A 21,200-nucleotide genomic window follows, 5' to 3' on the forward strand; every position below is an offset into this window, starting at 1 on the left:
TGATATCAGATTAAGAAACGCAATGCCATGACCAAGGGCTTCACATCCAAATTAACTCATTTAATAAGTAATTGATAAAATTGCATTTAATTCATCACATTGCTGGAGAATAAGGATGCTGATATCTCCCATGACATATTTAAAGCCTGAAAAATTACTTTTTCCTGCCCGGGCGGTAAAAGAGAAATCAAACGTTTGCAAACTACTGATGGAAAATTATTTGCAGAGCCATTAATGCTTGATCAAGTAATTCAATTGAACAATAGCGAAGCCCTGGCTGAAAGAATGAAATACTCATCAATCGATCTGGCCTGCTCCAGGATACCGCGGGTGACAAACTTCTACCCAGCTTACTGTTTCCTGACAATAAACTTCCACCTGTATTCTCTACAATGTTGCGGCTACCAAGTACTGTGGGAGTCAGCAGATGAATTTATCATTTGTTATAAATAAGACTCAAATTTAAAAGCCTTACGAGAATTGCCAATAACCTTATTTACTAAAAGAATATTCCGTGATGTGAGACTCTGAAACAATGAATAATCAAAATTTAATAGGCCGCTTTGAGATGGTGCGCAATGGCCGTGCAATTGGATGGGCGATCAGTAAAATTAACCCAAAACTACACGTCCGTATTCAAATTGTGGATCAGGATGGAAATATCCTCGCCACAGGTGATGCATTCAATTCTCGATCCGATCTGAAAGGATTACGAATCGGATTTGAAATTTGTTTACCAAGCAAGTGTTTTATGAAAGACAGGACACTACTGCAAGCAGTTATCGCTGGAACAGAAGACATCCTGCCTGGTGGCCCACATCAAATTTCTCTAGCATCAAGATTTAGCTATCACATCGACGGCTTTGTAGATCGCCACAAGCTGACTGGGTGGTTGAATGATCATATTAACCCCAATAGTCACTTCACTATAGAATTAATGGAAGAAGATGAAGTAATCAGTAAAAGTGATACCAAAGGTTTGATCGACGAAGGGGGCGCGCTTGGCCGTTTTACATTCGATATGCCGGAAAAATATCTTGACGGCGAGATTCACCGATTTACCTTTCATTGCAAGGAATTACAATGGGATATCGAAACTCGTAGCTATCTTACTCCTCTTCCCGAGCCGGTAGAAGATAGTGAACATTACCCTTTTCTGGATAATTCTATTTGGGAAATGACACCGTCAGCGATCCAAGCCCAAAAAACGCGACTTGCCGCTACCTCTGCCAAATCGGAAATCGAGCAACAGATTCAAACGATAGAAAAAAAACTCATCAATATAGAGAAAGATGATCTAAAAGTTCGTTATACCCTGATTTGCCAAATTGGTAACCTACTTAAACAGGACAATAAGCCAACCGAAGCTTTGGTTCAATTCAAACGCGCCATCGCAATAGATAACTCCCGAACGGAAGCTTATGCAGCATCAGCAGATATCTTGATCTCCATAGGAAAAGAAGCTGAAGCAGAAAAGCTATTGCTCAATGCGATGAGGAAGCTGCCTGAAGCATCAGATATTCTACAGCGTATTGATAAACTCCAAGCAATGCGTCGCACCAAGCGTGTACAGATCATTGCATTCTATTTACCGCAATTTCACCCGATCCCAGAAAATGAACAATGGTGGGGAAAGGGCTTCACTGAATGGACTAACGTTACCACTGCTGCACCTCTTTTTTCGGGCCATCTACAACCGCGCCGCCCTACAGCACTTGGATATTACGACCTGCGCCTGCCCGAAACTGCCAATGCTCAATTCGAACTGGCGAAAAGATACGGTATTGATGCTTTTTGCTATTACTACTACTGGTTTAATGGTAAACGGATACTAGAACGCCCCCTGCAAGATTTGATGGAAGGCCGGAGTGGTCCCTTCCCCTTTTGTATCTGCTGGGCCAACGAAGACTGGACCCGCAGTTGGGATGGTATGTCAGGCGAAATCTTGCTAGCGCAAAACCATACTCCAGAATCTGATTTACGTTTCATCCAGGATGTGGCTCCATTGCTCAAGCATTCGAATTATGTGCGCTTTGACGGCAAACCTGTACTCTTGATATATCGGGCAGATAAGTTAGCAACACCTAAGAAAACTGTTAAAGCATGGCGTGACTGGTGCCGCAAGGAAGGAATTGGTGAATTGCATCTCTGCGCAGTTCAAGCATTTGGCTTTGATGACCCGCGCCCATTAGGCTTTGATGCAGCAGTTGAGTTTCCGCCGCACTCACTTCACGAAAAATATAAACAGCATAACTACTACCAAAAATTAGCCGGATTACCAAATTTGGTAGAACACTTCTCGGGCAGTGTTTACAACTATGCAAGCATAGCCGATGCCTTCATGCAACGCCCCCGAGAACCCTACCACTTGCATCGTGCTTGCTTCCTGGCTTGGGATAATACCGCCCGGCGCGGAAAAAACGCACACATCTATCACAACTTCTCCATCAGCAAGTACCAGCAGTGGCTGGCACACAATTTTGTGCGCTGTGCGCAGGAAGCCGATACCGGCATGGTATTCATAAATGCATGGAATGAATGGGCTGAAGGAGCAGTTTTGGAGCCAGACAGTCATTTTGGTTATGGCTTGCTGGAGGCGACTCGCCAAACCAAAGCAATGTTTCCCTTATTGACACAGAACACATACTGGAAGCACAACATACCCCAATTTCCTGCGAAACGTCTTGAATCTAGTGAGCGAATTATCATGGTTGGTCATGATGCTCATCCTCACGGTGCGCAAATTAATATGCTGCATATGGCCCGTTGCCTACGGCGTGACCTTGGCATGGACGTCCTCATTCTTCTTAAAGATGGGGGTAAACTGGTCCAGGAATATGAACGGGTCGGCCCCACTGTCGTACTTGGCCAGGACCTAGGGTGGCAGACCACCTTGACTGATTTGCTGCGACACTATTTTGCCCTCGGAACACGCAAAGCTATTTGCAATACTGTAGTTACTGGAGAATTAGCAAGTATTATTCGTAGCCACGGCTATACTATCGTTAGCTTAGTGCATGAATTACCTTCACTCGTAGAATCGCACGGCTTGCAGAGTGCTTGTTGGCATGTTGCCGGTCATGCAGACAATATTGTTTTCGCTTCAGATATCGTCGCCCGGGAATTTCGGGATCGCTTCTGGCCAGATTCCGAAAAAATCCTGATCGCTTCACAAGGCATTGCTTTCAATCCCTATCACCCGAAGCGTACCGAGCTGCGTCGCCAAATAAGGAAAGAACTCGGGTTTTCGGACAGCGCCTTACTTATCATGGGCTGCGGCTACGGCGATACTCGCAAAGGCATCGATCTCTTTGTGCAAATGGCGGGAGAAGTCAGCCGCATGATCGTTAATGTTACTTTTGTATGGGTAGGTAATTTAGATAGCGGATTAGCACCTTACATTCAGAATGACATCAAGCGATTACATCTTGAAGATCGATTACATATCACAGGACGCGTTGATGACACTGCCCGCTACTACATTGCTGCCGACGCTTTCGCGCTTACTAGCCGCGAAGATCCCTTCCCAAGTGTAGTAATGGAAGCCTTCGACGCAAATTTACCTGTTGTAGCATTTGACGGTGGTGGCGGTTATGTGGACATCGTGAATGATCGAACTGGCGCACTCATCCCTTATCTCGATGTCCCCGCCATGTCAAAAGCCTTGGCTGCTTTGCTCAAAGACAAGCGCCGTCATCAACGCATCAGCAAATACGTACATCAATTCTGCCGCACCACCTTCGGTTACTCTGCCTATATGCAAAAGCTGCTGGCCCTGCTCGACGGAGTACCAGCCAGAGCTGTCAACAAAGGCATACTCAAGCGCCAGGCTTGGTATGAAGACGCCCCGCGCCCGGCAATCAGCGCCATCGTCCCCAACTACAACTATGGACGCTACTTGGAGCTACGGCTGCGAACTATTCTTGATCAAACCCTGCCACCTGACGAAATTATCATCCTCGACGATGCTTCCGGTGATTATAGCCTGGACATCATTCGTGCCGTGGCGGAACAAAGTACTATCCCCATCAAGCTCATTACCAACGACAAAAACACTGGTAATCCCTTTATGCAATGGGCCAAAGGATTAGAAAAAGCCAATAGCGAACTCATATGGATTGCCGAAGCCGATGACTATTGTGAACCTACATTACTTGAAACCCTGGCTAGAGAATTGACTGATTCCAGTGTTGTGTTGGCATGGTGTGACTCTGTTATTGTCGATAGTCTCGGTAATAGTCATGGTTTTGAGTACAAAACCCATTACGCCAAAGAATTTGGCGATTGGTGGCATAGTCACTTCATAATGGACGGCCCAAAGCTCATCGAAAAGTGCCTGCTCTCAGCCAATCTTCTGCCTAACGCCAGTGCCGCATTATTTCGCCGAAAAGCAGTCGACGTTGATCTTAGTATGATCAACCAATACTATTTTTCCGGTGACTGGTGGTTCTGGATCAGCCTTGCTGAAAAAGGCAAAGTCTCTTACCGTGCCGAAGCTCTCAATTACCACCGCCGCCACTCACAAAGTGTGATGGGAAATATTTTGCGTGAAAGTGAAAAGCTAATACCGGAAACCATGGCCTTTTATCGTCGGCTAGGAAAATACAAACCACATATCTTCGGCCCCAAAACGCGACTGGACATTTTCACCCGCCTAGAAGCCATGTATCGCCTATTTCCCCAATTGCAGAATCAGGCTGTACGCTTGAAGGAACATCCAGTCTTCAAGATGGAATATCAGGCACTGACAGAGCAATTCGATCCTGTTGCTGCCCTCAAAACCGCAAACCAGCCTTCTCCAATTCTGCTCGTCATCTCCGAAGATGCACTAGCAGATAGTGAAGCCTCAATGCGCCTCATAAACTACTTGCAAAACAGATACAAATTACAAGTCGCTATCCTTGCTAGTATCGACAGAGCGAAAATCTTCATTGAAGTCACTGGATTGGACAAAAAACAAGTCTCAATCTTGTGCAAAACAAGTGCAACAAAACTATCCGACAAGCGCACCAATAAAGGACATGTCAGTCAAACTGAAAACTTACCGGATCTACTTGCCAAGAATCGTAATGTCATCAGTCATGGCCTGTTCTCCCATGTTCAGATCGAATCATTATGGAAACAAAATCGTCTGCACTGGATGTTAGTTGCCGGCAAGGAATTCGATACGCTACTAGGTAGTTTACCGGGAGACAAGACGATCACACTCCAAGCGCTGATCAACGCCGTGAAAATTTGTGATGAAGCATGCTTTATCTCGGAATATCCGCCTCATGCTTTTGCTCACATGGCTCAGGCCTCTCGGCGGCCTATTTATCGATTGGATCTTTCCAAGGTAAACCTAAAACATGGTAAAAAGCTTTCTCTGCAGATCGACCAAGATGTTCAAGTAGCGCTAGCAGCAAGCAAAACTCCTGAACAATGGAGGGAAGTGATCCAAGAATTGGAAATCAGCCGTAAGGAAAACAAGATCGATACCAGATTGAGGTTACTGATAATGGGACCGGAGATTGATGCGATTAAATCGGTAATAAATGGAAAAGATTTTGTAGAGATGATTTGGATATATGAGAAACCAACCGATTTCTTTAAAACAGAAAAAATTAGGAATATTAATGGCTAAGCGTATTCTGCTGTGGGGCGCACCAACAAGTTGCGATGGCAATCTGCCTTTTGAGAAAAGTTTCGAACAAAGTGGAAAAAACTATGGAAATATCCTGATCGGAAATGCTGTTTATTCTTTCTTGACTGAAAACGAGATAGTGTGCAGATCATCACTCAAATCCCCTGAAGAGGCAAATGAGAAATGTGATCAGGTTGTAATACCAGCAGCCAACTTTTTGTGGAAAAATTTTGACTTTGGTTACATGGCAGACTTTCTGGAAAAAACGAATCTGCCAATAACAATCACTGGCGTTGGCGCTCAAACTAATGACAGAACTACAACGAGTGAAATTCACCCTAATACTTTAAGACTGATGAATATTATTAGTGAAAGATCCGCGTCACTTGGTGTTAGGGGATATTACACAGCTGAAGTATTGGCTGCACATGGAATCCATAACATACGCGTAATTGGATGTCCTTCAATTTATACTAGCCGGTGCCCTAGTGTAAATGTGAATACAATGCCACTAAAACAGTTAAAAACTATTTCTATAAATTTTTCTCGGCGCGTACATACCCATTCATTTTATCCAGATCGGATGAAAGTAATTGAAAATACGTTACTTAAATATGCATTGGGATACGAAAGTATATTTATTGCTCAAGATGAGGTTGAAGAATTATCAATCCTTGCAAGTATTGAGAACGCCACTATAAAGGCACAAATAATAAAGTATTTTGATCAGATTGATCCTGATATATGTATTGATTACTTCCGAAAGAAAACCAAATTTTTTTGCAATGTATCAGATTGGGCAAAGCACATAAGATCGGTAGATTTAAGTATTGGCAGTAGGTTTCATGGAAATCTCATTGCTCTTACTAATGGTATCCCTGCATTAACAATTGTTCATGACTCAAGAACAATGGAGATGTGTGCTCTTCTCGGTGTACCAACGCTTCATGTCAGCAAGATTGAAAAAGATAATTTTAAGATCACTGATATTCAAAATGCAATTCTTGAAGCAGACTACAGTCAGTTTGAAAATAGTTACAAGATTCTTTTTAAACGTTTTGTGAAATTTTTGAATGAAAATGGAATCTTCCACAATCTCCCAAATATAGCAAATGCTTAAGGAAAAGGTTTTAAAAAGAAGTGCTTCTCGAGCTTTATGTGCGCATCAGTTTTTTCTAGACGCGCATTGTTTACTCCGTGTTTTGATGATTATTTATTATATAAAAATCTGCCTTAGCTTAAAAAATATCAAAAATTATATTTTTAAATTATATACTTAAAATTATCCTATACAGATTGTATTGCAATTATAAAATTAGGGTTTAGTAAAAAAGATCAAAACAAAGAAATATAGTTTCCAACCACTTTTTACTATATGAGACCTTTGCAAAAGTCTATTTTCATAAAATTTTAATTAATAAAATCAATAGGTCGAGAACTCATAAAAGGACTTTTGCAAGGGTCTATATATAAATATTTTTATATCTACAATCTGGAATTCAATCAATGCCAATCGCTTGGAGGATGAAGCAGAACCCGTTCTGCTGGATGCAGGCCGGTAGGCACCTTATGATGCGGTTTGCCAGCACCACCTGAGCATATTACGGTTATGTCAGAAATGCTTTGTGGAAGCTATGATGACCGCAGAATTGGCAGCCAGGTTCGCTTACGAAAACATCGGTTTTGCTGCGCACCGAGCAAAATTCTTTCATTGCGTGAGACCGATGCGGAGAGCGCAGAAAAAGCGGCGCTGATGAAACAACAATGAGACAAGATTACGAAAAACCTCATAATTTATCAATTGGTATTATTACACCTGATTTGCTTGGCCCGGTACGCAACGGCGGTATTGGCACCGCATGCACGTTTCTGGCTCATGCTTTATCTGAGGCTGGTTACCAAGTTTCTATTTTATTCTCACAGTGTGCTACTTCTGCAAAATCAACAGATTCGTGGGTGAAAAACTATCGATCACGCGGTATCAGTATTGATATCGCAGAGGCGTGGCTAAAGAATAGAAAAAATAAATATTTTCCTGCTTATCCAGTGCTGGGAATGGCTCTTGCAGTTCACGACTGGCTGGCCGAGCGCGATTTTGACTTGGTGCTTTTCATGGAATGGCAAGGCCATGGCTTCTACGCCTTGCAGGCCAAACGAGCCGGATTGCGTTTTCAAGACACAATTTTCATTACTCAAACCCATAGTCCCAGCCTGTGGCATGCATTGAACAATGCCGATTTAGCTTCGGATCCGATGCAATCGATCACCTATTTCATGGAGCGCAAATCAGTAGAACTGGCGGATGTAGTGATTAGTCCCAGCGCATATATGCTGAACTGGCTACGGCAGCATGGATTCAATCCTCCCGAACGATCTTTTGTATTACCTAATCTGATCGAAGTAAAGAAGCCTCGCAAATCAACATCCTGTGTTCGTACCCAGGTAAATGAACTCGTTTTTTTTGGACGACTGGAGTATCGCAAGGGGCTCGGGCAATTCTGCGATGCGCTGGATAGATTAGCGGAAACAAAAATTGCACCGCAAAAGGTAACCTTTCTCGGCAAATTCTCGCGCATGGGACAAGAACACTCGGGTCTATACATCGCCAGACGTGCAAAAAAATGGAAATTTCCTGTCGAGATTCAGGCACGGTTGGGGCAGTCCGAAGCATTGGCATATCTGGCTGAACCTGGTCGCCTGGCAGTGATGCCATCAGTAGCCGATAACTCACCCTATACAGTATACGAATGTCTGGTAGCTGCTATTCCCTTCCTTGCTCGCGATGTAGGCGGAGTCGCTGAGCTAATACACCCGCAGGATCAGGAAGCCTGCCTGTTTAGTGATAACCCCGGAATACTCGCACAAATGTTCGCCAGGATATTATGTGATGGAGCCTTGGTCCCTCGATTGGGCTTCGATCTTGAAGAAAACCGCCGCACATGGTGCGAAACTCTGCTGGCCCAGGTAAGGGAAATCCGTGCCTCATCACCAGTCAACCAAATTAAGCGTAACCGGGAATATGCCAAGCCACCACTTGTGTCAGTTTGCCTGGTTCACTATAACCGCCCGCAACTTCTGAAACAGGCAGTAGCTTCACTGATGGCACAGGATTACACGAATTTTGAAGTCATTCTTGCTGATGATGGCAGTTCCAGCAAAACTGCCAAAAAACTGCTTTTTGAGCTGGAGCCGGAATTTACTAAACGCAACTGGAAAATCTTGCATCTGAAAAATGGCTATCTGGGAAAGGCACGCAATACGGCAGTAAAACAAGCCCAGGGTGAATATCTTCTGTTTATGGACGATGACAACGTCGCAAAACCCAATATGATCAGCCGCTTCGTTCAAGCAGCGGTAACCTCCGGAGCCGATCTGGTAACGGCAATGTTCGATGTATTTTCGGGAAACAAAGCACCTACCCTGCGAACCCCGATCGTTGAGCGTTTCCTGCCACTGGGTGATATCGTTTCTTTTTCGGCGATCAGTAACTGCATTGGCGATGCCAATTCACTGATACGGCGATCCTCGTTCAAGAAATTAGGCGGCTTTTCTGAAGAGTATGGACTGGGCCACGAAGATTTTGAGCTTTATCTGCGGGCAGTACTCAGCGGTGCGGTAATAAGCGTCGTGCCTGAATCCTTGTTCTGGTACCGGCGAAATGGATTCTCCATGTTGAGTACTACTCACACAACTGCAAATCGCATGCGCAGTTTTCGGCCTTTTATGGAATTTCTGCCAGCTCCGTTAGCTGAATTGGCTGTCCTCACACATGGACTTGCTTATCGGCAAACAGACTCTGCTAAAATAAAGATAGATACATATGACGAATTGCCGGAAATAGATCGGCAACGAATCAAGATTGGCGATCCCGATGCACCGGAAACTCTAGTTGCATTGATTAAATTGCTAATACTAGAGAATCAGGACAAATTGGCACGTCAACTGCTGAGGCAACTTGATGCTGACAAGCAGAGTATCAATTCAAATCCCGGCATCATTAACATGCGGCTCCTGCTGCATGCATTGAATGCTGTAAAGCATAGCAATTTTGCTGAAGTGGAAAGAGCTGTTTCTGAGTTTGAAGCCGGTCACCATAATAATTTTGACAAGGCATGGTTTTATCAGTCGCTTTTAGCGGTGCTCGAAAAACAAAACGATGCACATAGCCTGATGCATAAATATGCGCTCAAGCTTTCACATGTTTCCGATAAAAGTGCGCAATCGCTACACAAGGCAGCGTATTATCTCCTGTTGGCCGGTCAAATCAGCGCATCATTAGAATCGTTCGATGCTTTGCTGTTGCATTTGGATGCAGAGTATTTAAAGCAACGAAGTGATGTAGCCGAGGCGGTGCGTGCAGGCGATTTTCCTTGGGGAATGGAACACTATTTGCGGCATGGCAAAGCCGAAGGAATAGCATGGCCGGGAACTGAAATTCTTCAAGAACTTATCTCCAGAATAATCCCTGCGATTAAACAAAGTAAACAAAAAGTGAATATTCGGGCCGATGCTAGAATCAGATTAAACCTGGCAATCAAGTTATTTGCCTTTGAACAGACGAAGCAAACATTAACCCCTAGCCAAGCCGCAAATCGCTCTCAGCGTGACATCCACTTCCTGGGGCGTATTCATGATTCCAAAGGAAAGCCGAGCGTATGAGGTAGCATAAGGAGATGTGCTTGCAATGATATGCCGTTCCAAAAGCTTTTCGACAATTGCCTGTGGCGTAAGGCCAGCAACTTCGAAGCAAATGATACCAGCCGAAAGTCCAGGATCGAGCGGCGTGTGCAGCATTACATGCGGCATTTTCGCAAGCTCCTCCTTGCACAAGCTGTTGAGTTCTTCAATACGCCTGGCAATGCGCGTGCGCCCGATCTGCCTCTGAAACTCGAAGGCATCCTGCATTGCCCATTGGTGTTCATAGGCATAGAACCCGCCGGGAGCAACCCAGTCTGCCCGAGTGGGAGGCTTGGGCGGTTCGCGTTTCATCCAGGCATCAAACGGTTCATCGGCAATAAAACTGGGAATGGTCGGTCGCATCTGCGCCCATGCGGAATCATGTGCCCAGAGGATTCCTGTTCCCCGCGGAGCGAAAATCCATTTATGGGTACCGGCTGAAAAAAAGTCACACCCAAGATTTGGCAAGGATTCATCCACAGCACCAAAACCATGCACACCATCAACAACCAGCAGGACTCGATCAGCATCGTCGCGTCCACGATTGATTTCGGCAAGTGCATTCGCAATTTTGCGAATGGGCAGGCGAACGCCAGTGCTGGACTGTACCCAAGTGAGGCCAATGATGCGCGTATTTGATCGCACGGCCTTTACCAGGCGGCCAACGATCTCATCCTCGGTTGCATCGGAAGATCGTTCAAATAACGCAATGCGTCGCCAGAAAGCGCCGGCTTTCTCCGCCGCAAGCCGGAGAGATTCCTGATGCGCATAATGATCGTGCTCAGTAGTAAGGATGTCCTGGCCGGGTTTGAGCATCAGTCCATGATAGATGAGCGCCAAGCCGCTGGTGGTATTCGAAGTGATGGCATATTCGCTGGACTTACCGCCTCCATAGGCGGCTGCCGCTTCACATACCCGCGTAGAAATCTTGCTCTGCGGTTCCCCGAACAGCCCATTTTCGATGGTCAGAAACGGATTCTCGTCGATTGCTTTGCTATACCGGGCAATGGCTTCGCGCACCGGACGCGGATGGGATGCAATATAAAAACCGGTCAGATGGATATAGTTCGGCGATAGATTGAATTGCGCACGCACAGAATGCCAATCGTGGGGATTGAATACATCGTGCGTATGGTCACTGGCATTTCCAGCCGATGGAAGAGCAGTGCAAGCCACAGCAGTGCATCCGGCACTCAACAAAAAATTACGGCGTGTCATAGACATAGCTTTTTCCTTTTTGCATGAGACGCATGAGACGACGAAACGGACAGGCCTTCAAGCCTGTATTAGGCAAAGGGTTAAATGTTTAGTGAGTTATCGAAATATAAACCCCAAACCAAGAAAGGTAATGATTCGTATGACAGATTCTGAGAAAAATTGCCTGGCCATGATTAAACCCCAGCGATGCTGGGGTACCTGCTTTCTACCGCGTTCAATTAGCAGATCTGGCACCCGATTCATGCATATGGCTGTGGGCCTCTTCGGCATGCTTCGTTGCCTCATCGGCATGGTCCATTTCAGCGTGCTTGATAGCTTCATCTAAATGCTGAACAGCTTGATCCATATGAGCATCAGCACCTGCCGCGAGTGCAGCTTTGGCATGCTCCCTGCTTTCCTTGGCGTGCTTGAGCAACTCTTTGGCATGGCCCATTTTCCCATGCTTTATCGCTTCATCAATATGTTTCAATGCTTCTATTCTCTCAGGCGCATCCGTTGCAAAGACTTGGGTGCTCAAGAAAAATGCTAATACTCCAGTTGCAAGAATCGTTGATATCGATTTCATGATCATTACTCCTTATTTTATTTAAGATAAATAATGTCAAACATCTTTGGAAAGATCGTGCTAGCTAGCTGCCCGCGCAACTGTCATGAAAGAGTCAGCCTGTCTGATAGTTATCGCTAGCTCTAACAACACGCATGCTCTTTATAGCATATCTTGCAGGAAAACAATAATGCTAAACTGGATGAGAATTTAAAAAGTGATGAATTTGAGTGGAAGTGGGCCATTGAGCGCTTGCCTATTGCAAGTAAGAATTTCTATTCTTTTCACCACATCTTTAGTGCTAATTCTTGCAAGTTGCAAATCCAAGCAAACATAAGACAATAAAAAAATAGAGTAAATCTTAACATCCAATTGCTTTTTCCAGAATTCACACTTAAAATCTTAACCGATACTTGCTTTCTAAAACGCTAACCAAACAATCTAATTATTGATAGCATGGTTGCTCAAAAAGAAAAGCAGTACATGATAGGGAAACTAGGGTTCCGATTTCTAAGAGAAATGCTGGTCCAAGAGTTTCCGGTCTCGTGATAGCGAGGCTCCACGGAGGGATAAAAGCCCGGGAGGTTAAGTAATGTATTTTTAGTACATTATTCTCGGTAATTATCCGTTAAGTGCAGGAGACTTCGTTATGTCAAAAGTAACAAAATCAATCACCCCCTCTGCAGATGTGAATGCAATAACAGGCGATGCGCTCGATCGCAGCATGAGCGTATGGCATAGCTTTACGTTGGGCTTTGCTGTTGTGTCACCGGTAGTCGGACTGTATGCCATCATTGGTGTGCAGACAGTAGTGACCGGTGGTGGCTGGTTTGCCGCTCTGGCGATTTGCCTGGCCATGCAGTTATTGGTAGCTACCGTCTACGCAGAATTATCTTCACAATTTCCGATTGCCGGCGGTGCCTATAAGTGGGCGCGGCAACTCGGAGGCGTCGTAGCCGGGCAATATGCGGGGGTTATTTATATTTGCTCCACCATTGCTATGTTAACGACAACGGCTTATACAGGCGGTTTCTGGCTAGCTACTTTCCTGGGGTTGCCTGCTGAGGGGGGTGAAATGATGGTACTCTGGGGCGTAGTATTTCTGCTCGTTTGTACACTGCTCAATATAGCGCCCGTCAGTATCTTCAAATTTGTGATCAAAATGGGAGTTTATGCTGAAATCGTCGGTTCAGCTGGTGTTGCCTTACTGTTATTTGTGTTTTTCCGCCAGCATTCAGTGCTGGAATTGTTCCAACATATGGGCACTGGAACCGCCCCTACTGAAACTGCTGCTTTTCTGGCAGCGCTCGCCATCGCTGGCTGGGCTTTTATTGGCTTTGACGCTTGCTCCACCACAGCAGAAGAAACTCACAATCCCAAGCGCATGGTTCCACGCGCAGTCTTCCTCTCCTTGCTGATGGTTGGTACGGTAGTCTTGTTCAATTCAGCTTCTCTGATTCTGGCCTTTGATCCCGATACGCTGAGGAGTTCCAGCAGCACATCCGATCCCGTGACACCATTAATCGCCAGCAGCATCGGAGACTGGTTTGAAAAACCTTTTCTGGCCATTGTAATGACCGCTTTTCTTGCCTGCGGGGCATCGGTGGTCAAATATACCTCGCGCATCGTTTATTCCATGGCACGGGAAGGCAATATGCCCGCCATACTGAGTCAGGTCACGGCGAGCAAAATTCCGCGCAACGCCGTTCTGTTTACGGTATTGCTGGCCGGTTCCGGATTGATATTCGGATTAAATGATGATGCGGTAGCTACCATCATCGCCTTCGGCACCGGCGGTTTATATGCCATGTTTACGTTCACGACCGGGGTCGGGTTGTTCGCACGGTTATCTGGCCGCTGGAACCCTGATCTGGGCGAATTAAAACTGGGGAAATGGGGCTTGATCATCAATAGCCTGGCATTCGCTTGGTCCTTATTTGAACTCATCAATATTGCTTGGCCGCGCCCTTATGCTGTTTCAGTCGATGCGCCCTGGTGGCAGTTGTGGGCAACACCGCTGGTACTCGGAAGTCTTCTAGGTATCACCACAGTGTATATCCTTTGCAAAAAATGGATAAGCGTTAAGTAACTTGTTTTCAAAAGGATCTATCATGAATCAACAAAATGCATTGCTTTGGCAACAATCTATTCCGGGCGGATGTCATTGGTCTGGCATCCTGCATTGTGGCGTCACACTCCGTTTGACCGATGTACAGGGCGGTGCGAATGCGGCTGTTCTGTTCTTTAACCAGGAAGAAAAGCTCGAACGCTACAACATGGCGGATACATTGAAAGCACAGCACACCTTCCGCTTGACTAAAGGGCATGCATGCTATTCGGATATGGGGCGGATTTTCTGCTGTATTACGGCAGATACTGCAGGCTGGAATGATACGGTATGCGGATTAAGCGACGCCAAATCAATCCAACAGAAATATGGTGTTGCGCGCTATCAGGAGCATCGTAATCAAATGTTTCGCAGCGGCCTGGATGGCATGCTGATCGAACTGGGCAAATGGGGGTTGGGAATGCGCGACATTGTATCCAACATCAATTTTTTCAGCAAAGTCACTGCGGATGCTGACGGCGAATTGTCATTTCATGTCGGCAACAGCCAGGCAGGTGATCATGTGGATCTGAGTTTTGAGATGGATACCTTGGTCATCCTCTCTGCCGCCCCGCATCCGCTGGACACAAAGCCAGCTTACCAGCCCGGTGCTGTCGATCTAGCAGCATTTGTGACATCTGCCGCAACAGCCTCGGCATGTCAGCAAATCGCCGAGAATGTCAGAGGATTGCACAATACTCACCGGCTATATCAACCCTGTGGAGGTGCGCTATGAACACGCATGCATTTGCAGAAAGCAGACTCAATCCTGATCTCGCCGTGGTTGATGAAATTTGTGCGGCCGGTGAACCCTGGGTCGGAATCGTCAAGCAAGGACAAATTTTCCGTATCGTTGATCTGGAAGGCAACCAAGCCGTCGATACATTGTTTTTCAATGCCAATCACGCATTAGAACGTTATAGTGTCACCGATACCATTCGTACCCAGAACAAGCTGTATCTGACCAATGACAGCAAACTCTACTCGAATTTTGGCAATGTCATGCTCACGATTGTGGCGGATACATGTGGGCGTCATGACACGCTGGGTGGTGCCTGTGCCGCAGAAAGCAACACGGTGCGCTACGCCTTGGAAAAATATCCGATGCACAGTTGCCGGGATAATTTCCTGCATGCATTGGCGCATGAGACAGCTTGCGAGCAACTCGGCATGAGCAAGCGCGATTTGCCGAGCAATATCAATTTCTTTATGAACGTGCCAGTCACAGAAGCAGGTGGGCTGGAATTTGCCGATGGCGTCTCTGCACCCGGCAAATACGTCGAAATGCGTGCTGAAATGGATGTGTTGGTATTGATTTCGAATTGTCCACAACTCAACAATCCGTGCAATGCCTATAATCCAACACCGATCCGCTTGCTGATCTGGGATTCTCAGTAATGACTGTACCTTGGGCCACTGAATTCGGCTGATCATTCATTTAGAAAGAGGATAACGCCATGTTCGAGAAAATCCTGATTGCCAACCGCGGTGCCATTGCCTGCCGTATCATCCGCACGCTGCGCCGCATGCAGGTAAAAAGCGTAGCAGTTTATACCGAAGCCGATGCTTTATCGCGGCATGTTACAGAAGCCGATGAAGCTTATTGTATTGGCAGTGGACTCGCTGCGGAGAGTTATTTGCGCACTGACAAAATCCTGGAAGTTGCCCAGCAAACCGGTGCCCAGGCGATTCATCCCGGCTATGGCTTTCTCAGCGAAAAGGCCGATTTTGCCGAGCAATGCGCTGCACATGGCATCTGTTTTATCGGTCCTACGCCACAGCAAATGCGCGCCTTTGGCCTGAAGCACACAGCACGCGCCCTGGCACTGGAAAATGAGGTGCCACTGCTGCCGGGAAGCGGCTTGCTGGAAAACCTGAACGATGCGTGCCATCAGGCCAAGCATATCGGTTATCCCGTGATGCTGAAAAGCACCGCCGGCGGCGGCGGCATCGGCATGCGCCTGTGCTGGAATCAGGAGGAATTGACCGGTGCCTACGAATCGGTCAAAACACTGGCACAAAATAACTTCAGGGATGCCGGTTTATTTCTGGAAAAATATGTCGACCAGGCGCGCCATATCGAAGTGCAGATTTTCGGCGACGGCAAAGGCCAGGTCGTCGCACTGGGCGAGCGTGACTGTTCCATGCAACGGCGCAACCAGAAAGTCATCGAGGAAACGCCCGCCCCCAACCTGGCACCGCATCTGCGCCAGGCATTGCTGGATACCGCGGTGCGCCTGGGTAAAGCCGTCAACTATCAATCCGCCGGTACGGTTGAATATATTTTTGATGCCGCCAATGGCCAATTTTATTTTCTCGAGGTCAATACCCGCCTGCAGGTCGAACATGGTGTGACTGAGGAAGCCACCGGCATTGATCTGGTCGAATGGATGGTGCGGCAGGCGGCTGGAGATCTGCCTTCTATCGACTCTTTCACCATCCAGCCCAGCGGAGCCTCCATTCAGGTACGGGTATACGCCGAAAATCCGGCAAAAGATTTTCAACCTTCCAGCGGCACACTCACGGCAGCGGAATTTTCCACTGCCGCGCGTGTTGAAACCTGGGTTGAGCGCGGCATTGAAGTTTCGGCATTTTATGACCCGATGCTGGCCAAGATCATCGTGCATGCACCAGAGCGCGAAGCAGCCATCATCAGGCTGCTAGCTGCATTGGATCAAACATCGCTGCATGGGATTGAAACCAATCTTGCCTATCTCAAGCAGATTCTGCACAGCACGGTGTTCCGTAACGGCCAATCGCACACGCAGTTCCTCAATGGATTCCATTATCAACCGCATAGTATCGACTTTCTAAATGCCGGTGTGCAGACCATGATACAGGATTATCCCGGGCGGATCGGCTACTGGAATGTGGGTGTTCCGCCTTCCGGCCCTATGGATAACCTCGCCTTTCGTCTTGCCAATCGGCTGGTCAATAATCCTGAAGATAGCGCCGGCCTGGAAATCACGCTCGCAGGCCCGACGTTGCGTTTTAATTGCGACAGCATTATCGCCATCTGTGGCGCGCCTATCGATGTGTCATTGGACAGTGAACCGTTGCCGCAATGGCAGTCTCATGCCGTCAAAGCCGGTTCGTTATTGCAATTCGGCAAAGTCAAGCAAGCCGGCAGCCGGGTTTATCTGGCTGTACATGGTGGATTCCAGGTGCCGGATTACCTGGGCAGTAAATCTACTTTCACGCTTGGGCAGTTCGGCGGACATGCGGGACGCGTGCTGCGTGTCGGTGATGTGTTGCATATCCCGTCGCTTCCGTCTCCGCAGCCTGCTTTTTCACAGCATTTACCGCAGGCATTGATTCCGCGTTATATGAATCATTGGGAGATCGCGGTATTGTATGGACCGCATGGTGCACCCGATTTTTTTACCGAAGCTGATATCGAACAATTTTTTGCCGCTGACTGGAAAGTACACCATAACTCCAGCCGCACTGGCGTACGTCTGATCGGTCCGAAGCCGCAATGGGCACGCAGCGATGGCGGCGAAGCCGGCCTGCATCCCTCCAATATTCACGATAACGCTTATGCCATCGGTGCGGTTGATTTTACCGGAGATATGCCCATCATCTTGGGTCCTGATGGCCCCAGCCTGGGCGGTTTCGTGTGTCCAGTCACCATTGTTCAGGCAGAATTGTGGAAGACTGGACAACTCAAACCCGGTGATAGCATTCATTTCTATCCCATATCGATAGAACAAGCGCTTCTACTAGAAAAACAACAGAATTTACTGATTCAGCAGCTTCATGCCGAGGCAAGCTCACCAGCCTATTCTCCATCCGCAAAACCAGGCAATCCTGTTTTGCATTGCACTCCCGAGAGCGAAGACCAGGTGCAGGTGACTTACCGCCAATCCGGCGATAAATATCTATTAATCGAGTATGGGCCACCTGTACTCGATCTGAATCTGCGCTTTCGTGCTCATGCATTAATGACTTGGCTGCAGCAGCGCATCGATGACGGCAAACTTTCCGGCATCCTGGATCTGACACCTGGCATCCGCTCTCTGCAGATTCATTTTGATTCCCGTCGGCTGGCACGCGAGGCATTACTGGAACTTCTGATCGCAGGTGAAAGCCAATTGCCTGCCGTTGATGACATGGAGGTACCGTCTCGCATCATCCATCTGCCTTTATCCTGGGATGATGCCGCCACGCGGCTGGCTATCGAGAAATATATGCAATCGGTGCGTAGCGACGCTCCCTGGTGTCCGAGCAATATCGAATTTATCCGCCGCATTAACGGACTGGAAAGCGTTGAGGACGTTCAGCATATCGTATTTGCCGCCAGTTATCTGGTCATGGGATTGGGCGATGTCTACCTGGGCGCACCAGTGGCGACCCCGCTCGATCCGCGTCATCGCCTAGTGACTACCAAATACAATCCGGCACGTACCTGGACGCCTGAAAACGCCGTCGGCATCGGCGGCGCCTATTTGTGCGTGTACGGCATGGAAGGCCCGGGCGGCTATCAGTTCGTCGGCCGTACTGTGCAAATGTGGAATCGCTACCGTCAGACAGCTGATTTCAAGGACGGTCAACCGTGGTTGTTGCGTTTCTTCGATCAAATCCGTTTCTATCCGGTCAGTGAAAGCGAACTGCTCAAACTGCGCAAGGATTTCATCAGCGGACACTTCAAACTGCGCATCGAAGAAACTCTATTAAACCTGAGACAGTACAACGCTTTCCTGCAACAGCAGGCTGACAGCATTAGCGCATTCAAGGCCAAGCAACAGGCTGCATTTGAAGCCGAGCGACAACGCTGGGAAGCCAGCAACTTATCCCATTACGCCAGTGAAGATGTGCTGGAGGAAGCGGATACGCAAAGCGAGCTGGACTTACCGGAAGGGGCGCAAGCCATCAGTTCCCAAGTAACCGGCACGGTCTGGAAGGTACTGGTCAAAGAAGGTGAGTCTGTGGAAGCAGGCAAGCCGGTGATCATGATTGAATCGATGAAAATGGAGTTTCCAGTGGATGCTCCAGTTACCGGCACGGTGCGGCAATTGTTCTGTAAACAAGGCGGGTACGTATCCGCCGGGCAGGTGCTGCTGATCATTCAGGAGCAGCAGTGATGATGCAAAAGTTTCTCCCATTGGGTGACATACCCTCTTTGCTGCAACGTTATGCGAGCGGTGCGCTATCACCGGTTCAGGTGGTCGAAGCCATTCATGCCGAGATACAGAATGATCCGGATCATATCTGGATTGCCACACTTTCATTGGAATCATTGAGAAGCTATGCTCATAAAGTGGAAGCACAAGGCATGGCAGCGCTGCCGCTATATGGTGTACCTTTCGCCGTCAAAGATAATATCGATCTGGCGGGCATACCGACCACGGCCGCCTGCCCGGCTTTTGCCTACACGCCCTCGCGCAGCGCAACGGTCGTGCAAAGACTGATCGATGCCGGTGCCATTCCGATCGGCAAAACCAATCTCGATCAGTTCGCCACCGGACTGAACGGCACACGATCACCGTATGGTGCGTGCCGCAATGCATTCAATCCCGAGTATATCTCCGGCGGTTCCAGTTCGGGTTCGGCTGTCGCGGTGGCCAAAGGACAGGTATGTTTCAGCCTCGGCACCGATACCGCAGGTTCCGGCAGAGTGCCCGCCGCTTTTAACAATCTGATCGGCTACAAGCCCACCAAAGGCTGGCTTTCAGCGCATGGTATGGTGCCAGCCTGCCGTTCCCTCGATACGGTATCCATCTTCTCCTTTACAGCTGCCGATGCGGCGCATATCATGACAATTTCCACTGCCTATGACGCAGCCGATATCTATTCCCGGGAAAGACAAGGACATGGTTTCAATTTTGGCGTGGCATCGCATTTCCGCTTTGGCATCCCGCGCCAACAACAACTGAAATTTTTCGGTAATCGCGACAGCGAGCGCTTGTTCAACGAGGCAGCAGCCCGCATGCAAGCACTGGGCGGAGAAGCGATCGAGATCGATTTTGAGCCCTTTCTCGAAGCCGCCCGACGTCTTTATGAAGGCCCTTGGGTAGCTGAGCGTTATGCAGCCATTCAATCTTTTTTTGAGCTGCATAGCGATCAGATCGTCGCACCAGTACGTGAAGTTATTGCGACCGCTAAACGGTACTCCGCTGCGGATACCTTCAATGGAATCTATCAACTGCGCAGCATCAAGCAACAGGCAGATCAGACCTGGGCGAACATTGATTGTCTGCTGACGCCAACCGCCGGAACGATTTATTCCATTCAAGCGATGCAGCAGGATCCGATCCGCCTCAATACCAATCTGGGCTACTATACCAATTTCATGAATCTGCTCGACTATACCGCAATCGCCGTTCCTGCCGGTTTTCAGAATGACGGGCTGCCTTTTGGCATCACATTAGTAGCACCGGCTCACCAGGATGAACCGCTGCTGCATCTGGCTCAGCGGCTGCAGCAAGCCTACTTGCTTCCGCTGGGTGCAACGGGCATTGCGCTGCCCCAGAATACGCCCTTCCCTGCAACCCGGTCAGGCCAAGTACGCATCGCCGTCTGCGGGGCGCATTTATCCGGTTTGCCATTAAACGATCAGTTAACCAGCCGTCAGGGTCGGTTAGTGACTAGCACAACCACTTCACCTGATTACAGGCTCTACGCGCTGCCAGGCAAACCGCCGCAACGTCCCGGGTTAATTCGGGTCAATAAAAATGAGCAAGGCGTTGCCATCGAAGTGGAAGTTTGGGAGCTATCAGTACGCGAATTGGGCAGTTTTGTGGCCAATATTCCATCACCGTTAGGAATCGGCACCATTACGCTGGCCAACAGTGAAACAGTCCAAGGTTTTCTCTGCGAATACTATGCTATCGACAATGCAAAAGATATCAGCCATTTTGGCGGGTGGCGCAATTACCTGCGGCAACTGGACAATCTATAGCCAATACTGATCACTTATCTCCGCCATACTGTCAAGCTGGCAGTGCTCAAGGGATCGGTGCATGTGAATGGATCTGAAACCCTTGGTACAGCGGAAGTCGGTCTGTTTGCACGCAGCGGTGACCATATTC

General features: G+C 47.8%; 11 protein-coding genes and 1 riboswitch. Of the genes, 9 read left to right on the top strand and 2 right to left on the bottom strand.

What is annotated here, in order from left to right; all coding sequences use genetic code 11:
• Positions 1 to 535: 535 nt before the first annotated feature.
• The 4 genes from BM021_RS06600 (at position 536) to BM021_RS06610 (ending at position 10,282) form a co-directional block, all read left to right on the top strand.
• Positions 536 to 5,623, top strand: coding sequence for a glycoside hydrolase family 99-like domain-containing protein (locus BM021_RS06600; RefSeq protein WP_090720120.1), 5,088 nt, complete (start codon positions 536 to 538; stop codon positions 5,621 to 5,623).
• Positions 5,616 to 6,743 carry a polysaccharide pyruvyl transferase family protein gene (locus BM021_RS06605; RefSeq protein ID WP_177186313.1) on the top strand — a complete coding sequence of 376 codons (1,128 nt, stop codon included), beginning with the start codon at positions 5,616 to 5,618 and terminating at the stop codon, positions 6,741 to 6,743. The genes BM021_RS06600 and BM021_RS06605 overlap by 8 nt, the downstream gene beginning before the upstream one ends.
• A gap of 489 nt (positions 6,744 to 7,232) precedes the next feature.
• Complete coding sequence (locus tag BM021_RS15480; RefSeq protein WP_177186314.1) at positions 7,233 to 7,391, top strand: hypothetical protein; 159 nt, start codon at positions 7,233 to 7,235, stop codon at positions 7,389 to 7,391.
• A complete protein-coding gene (locus BM021_RS06610) occupies positions 7,388 to 10,282 on the top strand; it encodes a glycosyltransferase (protein ID WP_090720124.1) in 2,895 nt (964 codons plus the stop codon). The genes BM021_RS15480 and BM021_RS06610 overlap by 4 nt, the downstream gene beginning before the upstream one ends.
• Here BM021_RS06610 and BM021_RS06615 read toward each other — a convergent pair.
• Entirely contained in the window at positions 10,193 to 11,524 is a 1,332-nt protein-coding gene (locus BM021_RS06615) for an aminotransferase class V-fold PLP-dependent enzyme (RefSeq protein WP_218147825.1), read from the bottom strand. The two genes, BM021_RS06610 and BM021_RS06615, sit on opposite strands and share 90 nt — an antisense overlap.
• A gap of 208 nt (positions 11,525 to 11,732) precedes the next feature.
• Positions 11,733 to 12,083, bottom strand: a complete 351-nt coding sequence (gene smbP, locus BM021_RS06620; RefSeq protein WP_090720126.1) for a small metal-binding protein SmbP — start codon at positions 12,081 to 12,083, stop codon at positions 11,733 to 11,735.
• Positions 12,084 to 12,546: 463 nt separating this feature from the next.
• A riboswitch (guanidine-I (ykkC/yxkD leader) is annotated at positions 12,547 to 12,648 on the top strand.
• A gap of 63 nt (positions 12,649 to 12,711) precedes the next feature.
• Here smbP and BM021_RS06625 point away from each other — a divergent pair.
• Genes BM021_RS06625 through atzF form a run of 5 tightly spaced genes read left to right on the top strand, consistent with a single transcriptional unit; the run spans position 12,712 to position 21,070 of the window.
• A complete protein-coding gene (locus BM021_RS06625) occupies positions 12,712 to 14,151 on the top strand; it encodes an APC family permease (protein ID WP_090720128.1) in 1,440 nt (479 codons plus the stop codon).
• Positions 14,152 to 14,173: 22 nt separating this feature from the next.
• On the top strand, positions 14,174 to 14,905 hold the full coding sequence (locus BM021_RS06630) for an urea amidolyase associated protein UAAP1 (protein ID WP_090720130.1): 732 nt from the start codon (positions 14,174 to 14,176) through the stop codon (positions 14,903 to 14,905).
• Complete coding sequence (locus BM021_RS06635; protein ID WP_090720132.1) at positions 14,902 to 15,567, top strand: urea amidolyase associated protein UAAP2; 666 nt, start codon at positions 14,902 to 14,904, stop codon at positions 15,565 to 15,567. Before BM021_RS06630 ends, BM021_RS06635 begins: the two co-directional genes overlap by 4 nt.
• A gap of 59 nt (positions 15,568 to 15,626) precedes the next feature.
• Positions 15,627 to 19,253 (top strand): urea carboxylase, encoded by a 3,627-nt coding sequence (uca, locus tag BM021_RS06640; RefSeq protein WP_090720134.1) that lies wholly within the window; start codon positions 15,627 to 15,629, stop codon positions 19,251 to 19,253.
• Positions 19,254 to 19,255: 2 nt separating this feature from the next.
• Positions 19,256 to 21,070, top strand: a complete 1,815-nt coding sequence (atzF, locus tag BM021_RS06645; protein ID WP_090720145.1) for an allophanate hydrolase — start codon at positions 19,256 to 19,258, stop codon at positions 21,068 to 21,070.
• Positions 21,071 to 21,200 lie beyond the last annotated feature (130 nt).

It is taken from the genome of Nitrosomonas sp. Nm166 (genome assembly GCF_900112825.1).
GTDB lineage: Bacteria > Pseudomonadota > Gammaproteobacteria > Burkholderiales > Nitrosomonadaceae > Nitrosomonas.

Coding starts and splice junctions, on each gene's coding strand:
- atzF (WP_090720145.1), top strand. CDS start 19,256: ATGCAAAAGTTTCTCCCATTGGGTGACATACCCTCTTTGCTGCAACGT.
- BM021_RS06605 (WP_177186313.1), top strand. CDS start 5,616: ATGGCTAAGCGTATTCTGCTGTGGGGCGCACCAACAAGTTGCGATGGC.
- smbP (WP_090720126.1), bottom strand. CDS start 12,083: ATGAAATCGATATCAACGATTCTTGCAACTGGAGTATTAGCATTTTTC.
- BM021_RS06635 (WP_090720132.1), top strand. CDS start 14,902: ATGAACACGCATGCATTTGCAGAAAGCAGACTCAATCCTGATCTCGCC.
- BM021_RS06625 (WP_090720128.1), top strand. CDS start 12,712: ATGTCAAAAGTAACAAAATCAATCACCCCCTCTGCAGATGTGAATGCA.
- BM021_RS06600 (WP_090720120.1), top strand. CDS start 536: ATGAATAATCAAAATTTAATAGGCCGCTTTGAGATGGTGCGCAATGGC.
- BM021_RS06610 (WP_090720124.1), top strand. CDS start 7,388: ATGAGACAAGATTACGAAAAACCTCATAATTTATCAATTGGTATTATT.
- BM021_RS06615 (WP_218147825.1), bottom strand. CDS start 11,524: ATGTCTATGACACGCCGTAATTTTTTGTTGAGTGCCGGATGCACTGCT.
- uca (WP_090720134.1), top strand. CDS start 15,627: ATGTTCGAGAAAATCCTGATTGCCAACCGCGGTGCCATTGCCTGCCGT.
- BM021_RS06630 (WP_090720130.1), top strand. CDS start 14,174: ATGAATCAACAAAATGCATTGCTTTGGCAACAATCTATTCCGGGCGGA.
- BM021_RS15480 (WP_177186314.1), top strand. CDS start 7,233: ATGTCAGAAATGCTTTGTGGAAGCTATGATGACCGCAGAATTGGCAGC.